The sequence below is a fragment of the Tannerella sp. genome, from assembly GCF_030528505.1.
Classification (GTDB): Bacteria; Bacteroidota; Bacteroidia; order Bacteroidales; family Tannerellaceae; genus Tannerella.
In genome coordinates, this window is record NZ_JAUMYS010000082.1 from 1 (window position 1) to 12224 (window position 12224).

Annotated in this window: 13 protein-coding genes; 9 read left to right on the forward strand and 4 right to left on the reverse strand. The window is 51.2% G+C overall.

The features are described from left to right. Positions 1-52: 52 nt before the first annotated feature. Genes Q4A89_RS10710 through prmC form a run of 3 tightly spaced genes read right to left on the reverse strand, consistent with a single transcriptional unit; the run spans position 53 to position 2074 of the window. Positions 53-742 carry a ComF family protein gene (locus Q4A89_RS10710; protein ID WP_303185454.1) on the reverse strand — a complete coding sequence of 230 codons (690 nt, stop codon included), beginning with the start codon at positions 740-742 and terminating at the stop codon, positions 53-55. Beyond that, positions 723-1238, reverse strand: a complete 516-nt coding sequence (locus Q4A89_RS10715) for a regulatory protein RecX (RefSeq protein ID WP_303185455.1) — start codon at positions 1236-1238, stop codon at positions 723-725. The genes Q4A89_RS10710 and Q4A89_RS10715 overlap by 20 nt, the downstream gene beginning before the upstream one ends. Further along, entirely contained in the window at positions 1223-2074 is an 852-nt protein-coding gene (gene prmC / locus Q4A89_RS10720; protein WP_303185456.1) for a peptide chain release factor N(5)-glutamine methyltransferase, read from the reverse strand. The genes Q4A89_RS10715 and prmC overlap by 16 nt, the downstream gene beginning before the upstream one ends. A 47-nt stretch (positions 2075-2121) precedes the next feature. Between prmC and ribD the strand changes: the two genes are divergently transcribed. The 9 genes from ribD (at position 2122) to Q4A89_RS10765 (ending at position 11699) form a co-directional block, all read left to right on the forward strand. Further along, positions 2122-3195 carry a bifunctional diaminohydroxyphosphoribosylaminopyrimidine deaminase/5-amino-6-(5-phosphoribosylamino)uracil reductase RibD gene (gene ribD, locus Q4A89_RS10725; RefSeq protein ID WP_303185457.1) on the forward strand — a complete coding sequence of 358 codons (1074 nt, stop codon included), beginning with the start codon at positions 2122-2124 and terminating at the stop codon, positions 3193-3195. A gap of 111 nt (positions 3196-3306) precedes the next feature. After that, positions 3307-4665, forward strand: a complete 1359-nt coding sequence (locus Q4A89_RS10730; RefSeq protein WP_303185458.1) for a DUF6242 domain-containing protein — start codon at positions 3307-3309, stop codon at positions 4663-4665. 69 nt (positions 4666-4734) lie between these two features. Continuing rightward, complete coding sequence (locus Q4A89_RS10735) at positions 4735-5454, forward strand: DUF6089 family protein (protein WP_303185460.1); 720 nt, start codon at positions 4735-4737, stop codon at positions 5452-5454. A gap of 15 nt (positions 5455-5469) precedes the next feature. Continuing rightward, positions 5470-6216: an isoprenyl transferase gene (locus tag Q4A89_RS10740; protein ID WP_303185461.1), complete on the forward strand. Its 747-nt coding sequence runs from the start codon at positions 5470-5472 to the stop codon at positions 6214-6216. Between the two features lie 12 nt (positions 6217-6228). Beyond that, a complete protein-coding gene (locus tag Q4A89_RS10745; RefSeq protein ID WP_303185462.1) occupies positions 6229-8937 on the forward strand; it encodes an outer membrane protein assembly factor in 2709 nt (902 codons plus the stop codon). An 80-nt stretch (positions 8938-9017) separates the two neighbouring features. After that, the gene (locus Q4A89_RS10750) at positions 9018-9536 is read left to right on the forward strand and encodes an OmpH family outer membrane protein (RefSeq protein ID WP_303185463.1); all 519 of its coding nucleotides are present in this window, start codon (positions 9018-9020) and stop codon (positions 9534-9536) included. 65 nt (positions 9537-9601) lie between these two features. After that, complete coding sequence (locus tag Q4A89_RS10755) at positions 9602-10096, forward strand: OmpH family outer membrane protein (protein ID WP_303185464.1); 495 nt, start codon at positions 9602-9604, stop codon at positions 10094-10096. A gap of 79 nt (positions 10097-10175) precedes the next feature. Further along, positions 10176-11003, forward strand: coding sequence for a glutamate racemase (gene murI, locus Q4A89_RS10760; protein ID WP_303185466.1), 828 nt, complete (start codon positions 10176-10178; stop codon positions 11001-11003). 15 nt (positions 11004-11018) lie between these two features. Next, a complete protein-coding gene (locus Q4A89_RS10765; RefSeq protein WP_303185468.1) occupies positions 11019-11699 on the forward strand; it encodes a M15 family metallopeptidase in 681 nt (226 codons plus the stop codon). A gap of 9 nt (positions 11700-11708) precedes the next feature. Here the strand turns inward: Q4A89_RS10765 and Q4A89_RS10770 are convergent, their stop codons facing one another. Continuing rightward, positions 11709-12077, reverse strand: coding sequence for a YccF domain-containing protein (locus tag Q4A89_RS10770; RefSeq protein WP_303185470.1), 369 nt, complete (start codon positions 12075-12077; stop codon positions 11709-11711). Positions 12078-12224 lie beyond the last annotated feature (147 nt).

Consider the following 12224-nt stretch of genomic DNA (forward strand, 5'->3'; position numbering starts at 1 on the left):
ACACGAGTAACCAAAAAGGTGACATGAGTTACCAAAAAGGTAACCGATCTGCCTACAAAGCAAAGGCCAGTGTAAAAACACTGATACTGATACGGGGTATCTGCGTCAGGCAGTCGATACACGAAAGCAGGGTAGCGCCCGTAGTGAGGACATCGTCGACAAGCAACACATGCTTGTCGGCGAGTTGTTCCGGCCGGGAAAGACGAAAGGCTTCAGCTACATTCAGACGACGTTCGTAAGCCGACTTATGCGTCTGGGTATCGGTATCGACTGCACGGACAAGCGTCCGGGTATCGACAGGGAAATGATACACCGCCGCCAGACCCCGTGCGATCCATTCCGCCTGATTGTATCCTCTCGTCCGTTGTCTATGCCGATGAAGAGGGACGGGGATACACACCTCCACGTCGCGAAAAAAACTGTCGGCCTGCAACTCCTGAGCGGCCATCTGTCCCAATCTCTCGGCTAATTGTTTATTGCCTTTGTATTTGAACGAGTGAATCAACGACTGTACGGGGCCTCCCTCTTTGTAGAAAAGAAAGGCCGTCACATGTCGAAACGAAGAGATACCGGCAAAAAGCGGAAGAAGAGGATGGTCATCGCGCCGATGATAGTATGTTCGCGGGAGATCGCACAGGCATGGCAGGCAGAGCTGTCGCTCTTCCGTCAGCAACGCTTTTTTACAGAGCTGACAGAGACGCGGGTCAAACAGGTTCAGCAAATCATTCCAGATCGTCGTCATCGAAAGTACTTCCCTGACACAACTGTCTGACACATTGGATAACGAGCGATTGTTCGTATCCTTTGTTCGCCGCAAAACGGCAGAGTTTTACAAACAGATCTGCATCCGAAACGCTTCGCACCGTACGTTTCTTACGTCGGAGCAAATCCGTCAAGATGCCTCGATACTCATCTTCATCAACCTGATTCAAGGCCTCGTCTATCACGCTCTGCGCAATACCTTTCCGCCTCAACTCATAGCTCATTTTGATTCGCCCCCATTCGTTGAAACGGAGCTTATCGTTGACGAAGCTGCGGCAGAAACGGGTTTCGTCGATAAATTTCTCTTCAATCAGACGGGCGATGATGCGCTCCTCACTTTCGGGCGAAAGGCCGGCGCTTGCGATCTTCTTGCGCACATCGTGAATACAGCGTTCGGCCGTCGAACAATACGCCGCGGCGCGATGCAACATTTCAGCTTCGTTCTTCGTTCCCATCTCCTTCAGGTTTTTGAACATTGGATGAACCGTTCTTTGCCGGATATGTCGCGGCCTATCTCTACATCGCGATAGTCCATAGCCTTCAGTAACGACACGAGTTCCTTTCCGTAAGCCGCGTTGATCTCGAAATACAATCGCCCGCCTTCCGACAGCCATTTTCTTCCTCGCGCTGCAATATGCCGGTAGAAACACAACGGGTCGCTGTCGGAAACAAACAACGCCTGCGCGGGCTCATACCTGAGTACATGGGCTTCCATGCCGGCTTTCTCCCGCTCCGTTACATAAGGCGGATTGCTGACGAGCACGTCGAATGCCGACAAAGCGACTTCGTGCAACGACGATTCGGAAAGAATATCGGCCTGTAAGAACCGGACATCGACCTGATGAGTTTCGGCATTGCGCCGGGCGACAGCCAGTGCGTCATCGGAAATGTCGATGGCCGTAACCGTCGCCTTATGCAGCATCTTGGCCAGAGAGACTGCGATACATCCGCTTCCGGTACCGATATCGAGCACTTTCAGCCCCGCTTCGGGATGACGGCGGACAATCAACTCCACCAACTCGCTCGTCTCGGGACGAGGAATCAGTACCGAAGGAGTCACCTCGAACCGAAGCCCGTGAAACTCGCACTCTCCCAAGATATACTGTATCGGCTCCGAACGAGACAGACGCTCCACTACCCGGCGGATGGCTTCTTTCTCCGTCTCGGCAATTTGCTTATCTTTGCACAGGATTTGCCGGGCCAACGTCAGACCGCAGACGCGTTCGAAAAGCCAGCGGGTGAGATTCCGAATCTCTTCCGTTGAATACGTTCCGCTGAGGGTCTCCCGGATGTAGGCCGTTGTTGCTTGCATAACCATATCAAACAGATGACAAAAGTACGGAATTTTTGACACATCCGATGGATACAGACGAGAAATACATGGCACGCTGCCTGACGCTGGCAGCCGCCGGAGCAGGTATGGTAGCGCCGAATCCGATGGTCGGCGCGGTGGTGGTGCACCGCGGACGCATCATCGGCGAAGGGTATCACCGGCAGTTCGGCGGTGCCCACGCCGAAGTACATGCGATCGCTTCGGTTCGCGACGAGACATTGCTGAGCGACTCTACGCTCTACGTCAATCTGGAGCCTTGCTCGCATCACGGCAAAACACTGCCCTGCACCGAACTGATTATCCGCAAACGAATCCCCCGCGTGGTCATCGCCTGCATCGATCCGTTCCCGGCCGTTTCGGGACGAGGTGTCCGAAGACTCAAAGAAGCAGGGATCGACGTAAAAACAGGCGTGCTGGAACAGGAAGCTCTTCACTTGAACCGCTTTTTTATCACTGCTCAGACGCAACGTCGCCCCTATGTCATCTTGAAATGGGCGCAAAGCGCCGACGGATTTCTCGACCGCCGACGGACGGACGCCTCGGTGCCCGCCGCGCGTCTGTCGTGTGCGACTACGGTACGCATGGTGCATAAGCTCCGCTCCGAGGTCGACGCCATCATGGTCGGTACCCATACGGCTTACCTCGACAATCCTTCGCTGACCGTACGCCATTGGGCGGGAAAACATCCCGTCCGTGTCTTGTCCGACCGCACCTTGCGCGTCCCGATCTCCGCCACCCTGTTCGACGGTTCCGTACGAACGTTCCTCTATAACGCGAAAAAAAGCGGCGTAGAAGGACAGACCGAATATCTGCCGCTCGATCTGACGGGGCCTCTCATTCCGCAAATATTGCAGTCGCTTCACGAGAAGCAGATTCAATCGTTGCTCGTCGAAGGCGGCGCCTTGCTCCATCGTCGTTTTATGGAGCTGGGATTGTGGGACGAAGCACGCATCGAAACGACGCCCGCCGTGCTCGGGAGCGGAGTAAAAGCAGCCGATATCCGGACGGCCGACGGTGCCGTATGGAAAGAAGAACGACCGATCCCTTCCGACAGTGGTACCCCCCATACGCTGGCGATATTTACGCATAAGCATTTCTAAACAAATCCCTGACAGGGACACTAAAATTATATAAAACCGACCCGATATGGGCGGCAAAGGAAAAAAATTTCTACTTTTGTGCTCTCATTTTAGAATATAATAATTGTGTCAATGAAAAAGAACAGGTTACAATCAGGAATAGCCGCAGGCATGGCGGCTCTTTTGTTGTCTTCTTGCTTGAATAATAAAGAACTCGAAGGGCTCGAATGGGTGCAGGACAACTGCCAGATTGCTTCTTTTTCGTTGAAAAACGATTCCATTCGCGGCTTGGCACAGGTCGTCTTTACCATCGACCAGCTGAACGGCGAAATTTTTAACCGGGACTCCATGCCTTACGGAACCGTTATTGACCGTAAAGTCTTTTGCGCTGTGGAATATGACGGACCGCGCCCCTCGGCCGTTGAGGTGTATCAGGAAACGACCAAGGAAAGAAAGAACTGGGACGGAAGAGATTCGCTCGACTTCTCGAAACCCGTCCGCTTCGACGTCTATTCCTACAACGGAAAATCCGTAAAAACGTATACGGCCAAATTGAATATCCATCGGCAAAAGCCGGACTCGATGACATGGTTGCGAACGGATAACCTGCTGGGCGAAGAGAGAGAAGAACAGCGCGTGCTGGAGTGGAAAGGCAAATACCGGATGTTTGTACGCCAGTCCGGAGATTATCAGCTCTATCAGTCGGATGACGCCCAAACATGGACCTCCTCCTCGCTGAACGGTCTTTCCGGGAAGAAGCTTGTTCTAAGCCAAATAACCAGCTACGAAGAAGCCCTTTACGCACCTGCTTCAGACGGATTGCTGTACCGTTCGGATAACGGTACGGATTGGACCGTCGTCAGCGGTGCACCGGAGGTGAAGGCTTTGCTGGGCGTTGTCGATTCGGTGACGCAATCATCACGTCCGTCGGCATTGGCTGCCATCGTAAAGCAGGGCGACTCATGGCATTTCGCGTCGATGAATGCCAAAGGAGAGTGGGCGACCGGCCGGATGATGCCGGAAGATTTCCCGATCGAAGGCTTCGGAACAGCCGGCTATGAGGCGGTTTTCTACCGCCACCTGCTCGTTGTCGCCGGAAAAAAACGAAACGGCGAGTTAAGCAATCGCTCGTGGGAGACGACCGACGGACTGACATGGATAAGCTTGAACTACTCGGCCACGGCACGTCTGGAACCATGCGAAGGAGCAGCTGTTGCCTCTTACGATAATCAGATTTACCTGATCGGCGGTTTCAATGCTTCGAAGACAGCATCCCGGAAAATCTACCGATCGGCAAACAGAGGACTGTCGTGGACACTGGTCGATAAGCTGATCGTACTGCCTGAAACCTTCCAACCGCGGGGCTATGCTTCGTTGCTGGTAGACAAAGATAACTACATGCTGCTTTTCGGCGGAAAAGAAAAGCATGATCGCGCTGTACTCGACGAGTTATGGCGTGGACGTATAAATCGTTTAGGCTTCAAGGAATGACGTACGAAAGATAATTTTGCACGGTTTCTCACGTTAGAAAGAAAGGTAATGACTGTAATAACAAAAGAAATGTCAATCACTTTTTTTCGACGCTGGCTGACCGTCTTTCTGCTCACCGCTTCGGTAGCGACGCTGTATGCACAGGAATACAGATACGAAATCGGAGGGATGGGCGGAGGTGCGTTTTATATGGGCGATGCCAATAAGAATACCGTGCTGAAAGGACTTAATCCGTCGGTCGGAATGATGTTCCGGTATAACGCGAATTTTCGAATCGCCTTCAAAGGGAATCTGACGTGGGCGCAGCTATCCGGCAGCACGAACGGACTCGACAACGTATTCCCCAACGGGTTGCAGACGTCGTTTACACGAAACGTACTCGATCTGGGAGGACAGTTCGAGTTCAACTTTTTTCCTTACAGCGATAAGTTTGCGTACCTGAACACGAAACGGATTGCGCCTTATTTGCTGTTCGGTGTGGGCGGAACGGTAGCCTCCGGAAGCGGCGATACGTTCGCGAGCCTGAACATCCCGATCGGAGCAGGCGTGAAATATAAAATGAAGAACCGGGTCAACGTCGGACTGGAGATTTCCGTCCGCAAGTTGTTCGGTGACGGATTAGAAAACAAGGAGCTGAACGCTCCGTACAAGATAGAGAGCAGTGTGATGAAGAATCAGGATTGGTATACGCTCATGACGCTGTTCCTAACGTGGGACTTCGGTCCACGCAACCGGAAATGCAACAGCGCCAAAGGCATTGATGCATTGATGGGATTATCGAAACATTAGACGGAAAAAGAAAAGATGTCATTGATAGAACAGATCGACAAAAACCGGTTGCCGCAGCATGTGGCAATTATCATGGACGGGAACGGCCGGTGGGCGAAAGAGCGCGGGAAAGACCGGAGCGAAGGCCACCGCGAAGGGGTCGTCTCCGTACGTAAGGTGGTGGAAGCGGCGACCACCCTCGGACTGCGCTACCTGACGGTCTACACGTTTTCTACGGAAAACTGGAACCGTCCCGAAGCCGAAGTGCATGCGCTGATGGGATTGATGGTCGCAGCCATTCACCGGGAAACGCCCGACTTGATGAAAAATAATGTGCGCCTGATGGCTATCGGAGACTTGGACCGTCTGCCCCATGAGGTACGGACAACACTCGACGAATGCCTGCGTCAAACGTCGGTCAACACGGGTACCACCTTAGTGCTGGCCTTGAGCTATTCGTCGCGCTGGGAGATTCTGCACGCTATAAAAGCACTGACCGAAGAAGCCGCCCGCGGACAACTCCGTGCCGAAGAGGTGACGGAAGAGCTTTTCGCAAGCCGTTTGACGACACGCGATATCCCCGATCCGGATTTACTGATTCGTACCGGAGGAGAGCAACGCATCAGCAATTTTCTGCTGTGGCAATTATCGTATGCTGAACTTTATTTTACCGATATATACTGGCCTGATTTCAGAGAAGAAGCCTTGTATCAGGCCATCCGGTCTTACCAGCAGCGCGAGCGGCGCTTCGGCAAGACGAGCGATCAATTAAACCAATCATAACGAAGGATGTGTATGCATAAAAAAATACGCTTGATAATGACTGCCTTGTTGGGCATGACGGTTTGGGGAGGTACGGCGCAGGTAAACGGCACCGTACTGTCGGATCTGATTCCGTCGGAGGCAAAAGACACCGTAACACAGGGTGAAGTGCCGACCATCTCTTATTCACTCACCCCGAAACGTTATACGATTGCCGGCATTCAGGTGACGGGCGCAAGAAACTACGACGATTTCGTGCTGATCGGCTTCTCCGGCTTGTCTGTCGGAGATGAGGTCACCATTCCGGGCGATGAGATAACCGGCGCGGTTAAACGCTTCTGGAAACACGGGCTGTTCTCGGACGTGAAAATTCTGGCCACCCGCATGGAAGACAACAAAGTATGGTTGGAGATTCGCCTGAAACAACGTCCGCGTATTGCCGAAATTCATTATAACGGCGTGAAGAAAAGCGAGCGGGAAGATTTGGAAGTAAAGCTCGGTTTGCGTAAAGGACACCAGATTACGCCGAACGTCTTAGACCGAGCCGAGACCCTCATCAAGAAATACTTCGATGCCAAAGGGTTTAAAAACATCGAAGTCGACATGGTGCAACGCAGCGATGTTTCAAAAGAAGGTGAAGTCATACTCGAAGTCAACATCGACAAGAACCAAAAGACAAAAATACAGGAGATTCATCTCATCGGTAACGACGCCCTCTCGGATTTCACGCTGAAGAAAGCCATGAAGAAAACGAACGAGAAGTTCGACCTTTCGAAGCGATTTAAGCTCAGCTGGATAGAGCTTTTCAGCACAAAAAAGTTCACGAGCGAAGAGTATGAAAACGATAAAAAGAACCTCATCGACAAGTATAATGAGTTCGGCTACCGCGACGCGACGATCGTGTCTGACAGTATTGTGACCATCAGCGATAAGCATGTAGACATCTACCTGACGATCGACGAAGGAAACAAGTACTATCTGAAAGATATCCAGTTTGTAGGGAATACCAAATATCCGACGGAGCAATTAGCTACCCTGCTGAACATGAAAGCCGGCGACGTCTATAACCAGAAGAAACTGCAAGAGCGTTTGCAGTCTGACGACGACGCCGTTTCGAACGTATACTATAATAACGGTTACCTCTTCTTTTACGCCGACCCAGTGGAAGTAGAAGTCGATAACGATTCCATTTCGCTCGAAATCCGTATTCAGGAAGGGCCGCAGGCAACGATCAACAAGATCATCATCAACGGGAACGACCGCCTGTATGAGAATAACATCCGTCGCGAATTACGCACGAAGCCGGGACAACTCTTCAGCCGCGAAGACCTGATGCGTTCGGTGCGTGAGCTTGCCCAAACGCAGCATTTTGATCCGGAAAAGATGAATCCCGAGCCGATTCCCAATGCGGAGAACGGAACGGTAGATATCCGCTATAACCTCGTTTCGAAAGCCAACGATCAGGTCGAGTTCTCGGCCGGATGGGGCCCGACAGGCCTTCTGGGAAAGCTGAGTTTGAAATTCAATAACTTCTCGATGAAGAATCTTTTCAATCCGGGAACCTATCGCGGCATCATTCCGCAGGGCGAAGGACAAACGTTCACCATCAGCGGACAGACAAGCGGCAAATACTTCCAGTCGTACAGCATCTCTTTCCTCGACCCGTGGTTTGGAGGCAAACGTCCCAACACGTTCTCGGCGAGTGCCTATTATTCGAAAATTACCGACTTCAACAGTCGTTACCTCAGAGACCGTATTTCAAGCTATAACCCTCTGCTGATGGGTGGCGGGTATTACGGTCGTTCGGGATATTACGGCGATGGCGGATCCGGTTTCTACGAATCGGCTTATGACCCGGATAAATATATCCAAATGATCGGAGTGAATTTCGGGTTTGGAAAACGTTTGAACTGGCCGGACGATTACTTCTACACGATGCTGACGTTAAATTATCAGTTGTACAGTCTGAAAAACTGGGATCGTTATTTCGTGATCAAGGATGGCGTTTGCCATAAAGTCAGTATAGACCTGAGCCTGCAGCGCAGCTCTATCGATAATCCATTGTACACACGCTTCGGTTCCCAGTTCGTGGCTTCCGTATCGCTGACTCCGCCCTACTCGCTTTTCGACGGTAAGGATTATGCAAAGATCACCGATCCTGCCGAAAAGCATAAGCTCATCGAATATCATAAATGGAAATTTCAAGGAAAAGTTTTCTTACCGCTGACTCCGCTACCGCAGAACAACGGTCCGAAACGTACGCCCGTTTTGATGTCGCGCGTAGAATACGGTTTTCTGGGTTATTTTAACAAGAACAAAATTTCGCCGTTCGAAACATTTCAGGTCGGTGGTGACGGGATGACCGGCTACTCGGGTTATTATGCAACGGAGATGATCGGCTTGCGTGGATACGACAACTTGTCGCTGGCCGGACAAAACAATGCCCAGGTACCCGAAGGCTATGCTTATTCACGCCTGTCGATGGAGTTGCGCTATCCGTTTATTCTGGAACCGTCGTCAACAATTTACGGACTGGCTTTTGTGGAGGCCGGAAACGCGTGGGGCACGGTGAAAGACTTCCATCCGTTCGATTTGAAACGTTCGGCCGGTGTCGGTGTGCGTATCTTCCTTCCGATGATCGGGATGATGGGTATCGACTGGGCTTACGGATTCGATAAGCCTTACGGTTATCCTAAAACCGGCGGAGGTCATTTCCACTTTGTCTTAGGGCAGGAATTTTAATATAATTTAAAGAGAACGAATCAAACCATCCACAAGTTTTAGAGTCAATAGGAACAGATCATTTTTTAAGGATAAGGATTATGAAAAGAAAAAGTATTTTGCTCATAAGTATGGCGCTGTTATGCTCGGTGGCATCGATGGCGCAAAAGTTCGCACTCGTCGATATGGAATACATCCTGAAAAATATTCCGGCGTATGAAATGACGAACGAACAGTTATCGCAGCTTTCGAAGAAGTGGCAGAACGAAATCGAAGCCATTCAGCAGGAGGCTCAGAACATGTACAAGACGTATCAAAGCGATCTGGTTTTCCTCTCGGCCGAGATGAAGACGAAACGCGAAGAAGAGATCGTCAAAAAAGAACAGCAGGCACAGGAGCTGAAACGGAAATATTTCGGCGCCGACGGCGAGCTGTACAAGAAACGCGAAAGCCTGATGAAGCCGATTCAGGACGAAATTTACAATGCGGTCAAAGAGATTGCTTCGGACAAAGGCTACCAGATGGTCGTTGACCGTGCTTCGGCCGGCAGCGTGATCTTCGCTTCGCCCAAAATCGACATCAGTAACGAAGTGTTGATGAAATTGGGTTATTCGAAATAAATCCGTACCTTTGGACGCTTGTTAGAAAAAAACGAAATATTTAATTTTATAAAGATCATAGAGAAATGAAGAAGTTAGTAGTGCTGATTTTTATGCTCCTTCCGTTAGGAGTATTCGCACAGGACAAAATCGCGATTGTGAACACGGCCGACATTTTCAACGTGATGCCGGAAGTTTCTGCAGTCGAAAAGCAACTGGCAACACTCAACGAACAGTATGAAAAGGAATTTAAGACGATGCAGGATGAATACACGAAGAAGTATTCGGAATATATGTCGCAGCAGGATTCGTTGACGGAGAACATCAAGCTGCGTCGTCAGCAGGAAATTCAGGATCTGGAGACGCGTATTCAGAACTTCGTTCCGGTAGCTCAGCAAGAAATGCAGAAGAAGCAACAGGAACTGTACGCTCCGATCCAGCAGAAGATGCAGGATGCCATCAAGGCCGTGGGCGACGAAAAAGGATACACCTACATCCTGAACCCGCAAGTATTGCTTTACAAGGGCAACAACGCGATTGACGCGACCGATTTTGTGAAAGCAAAACTCGGAATTAAATAAGGCTTTAAGGTTAGCATATCATAAGATTGGAAAGGGTGCCTTCGCCGTAGTGCGGACGGCATCCTTTTTTGTAAGAATAATGAAGGCAATCGGTATTTTTGATTCGGGTTACGGCGGCCTGACCATCTTCGAGAAGATCAGACAAACGCTTCCGGACTACGATTATATCTATCTGGGCGATAACGCGCGGGCTCCATACGGGCCTCGTTCGTTCGAGGTCGTGTATCAGTTTACGCGTGAAGCGGTGAAACATCTGTTCGATGAAGGCTGTCCACTCGTGGTTCTGGCATGCAATACGGCATCGGCCAAGGCGCTGCGCACGATTCAACAGCGCAACCTCCCGCATTGGGACGATCCGTCACGACGCGTACTCGGCGTCATCCGGCCGACGGTGGAAGTGGTAGACAGCCTCAGCCGGACGAAACATATCGGGGTACTGGGAACGTCCGGTACGATTGCTTCGCGATCGTATGCGTTAGAATTGGCCAAGCTGTTTCCATCCCTTACAGTCGTCGGCGAAGCGTGCCCCATGTGGGTGCCGTTAGTCGAAAACAACGAGTTCGATTCACCCGGCGCGGATTATTTCGTCAAGCAACATATCGACCGTCTGCTGGCAAAGGACGAGCAGATCGATACGATCATTCTGGGTTGCACGCACTACCCGCTGCTGATCGATAAGATACGCCGGTATCTGCCGGCCGGCATCACGCTTCTTCCGCAAGGTGAGTATGTAGCCGCGAGTCTGAAAGATTACCTGACACGTCATCCCGAAATGGATGCGCGACTGAGTAGGGGAGCAGACTGCCGGTTTCAGACTACCGAATCGGCCGAACGATTTTTGAGTACGGCCTCCTTCTTCCTGAAACAAACCATCGATGTGGTAGAGCAAGTCGCTCTGCCGGGATAAACCGATCCGATCATCATGATGTATAGACGTTCTCTCCTTCTACGCATTATATGGGTAATATCCGCCCTGCTTCCGGCAAGCCTGCATGCCCAATCGTTGGATGCTCGACTAAAAGCGGCGGGATACATCGATGTACGCGAAAGTGTTCCGGCTATCCGTGTACAACTCAAATATGCTACATCCGATAATTTCATGGGTCGCAGCGTCTATCAAGGAATGACCAAAGCATGGCTGCACTCCGACGCGGCACAGAAGCTATACCGCGCGCACCAGATCCTGCAACGCGAAAAACCGGGCTATGCGTTACTCGTATACGATGCCGCGCGCCCGATGTCGGTACAACGCATCATGTGGAACCTCGTGCGCGGCACAAACAAGACCTATTACGTGTCTAATCCGGCCAAGGGAGGCGGCTTGCACAACTACGGCATGGCCGTCGACCTGACCATTGTCGATGCTTCGGGGAAGCCGCTGCCTATGGGTACACCTTACGATTTCTTCGGATCGGAAGCTCATACCGACAACGAAGAAGCGCTTGTGCAGACGGGTAAAATCACCCGAAGCGAGCTGGAAAATCGTCGGTTACTGCGACGAGTCATGAAAGAGGCCGGCTTTCGTACCATCAAAAGCGAATGGTGGCATTTCAACGCATGCTCGCGCGAGACGGCACGCGCCCGCTATCGGCTGATCGAATAAAAACGGAAATCATACCACGTGCTTGCCGAACGGGGTCAATGCCAGTCCGGCCAACTTAAAATGCTGCTTCCCGAATGGGATTCCGATCAGAGTAACACAAAGCAGTATCCCGAAAAACAGATGGGTCAGGCAAATGCCGAATCCACCGAAAAAAAGCCAGAGGATATTCATGATGACCGACAGACAACCGCTCGATCCGCCCTGATCGACCACCCGTCGCCCGAACGGCCATAACATGAGTCCGGCCAGCTTAAGCGTTTGCAATCCAAATGGAATGCCGATAATCGTGATCATCATCAGGAGGCTCGCGAGAAGGTATTCGATGGCTGCGAGAAGGCCTCCGCAAATCAGCCAGATCAGATTGCCCAATGTTTTCATTTGATTCTATCCGTTTATGTCAATGACAGACAAAGATAATAAAAAACAGATAATCCGTAGCCCCCTCCATCGGCTGAGGAACGTCCGACAGCGATCAAACATCCTCGCGAAGTTCGCGGAGACTTTCGACAACGATCAAATATCCTC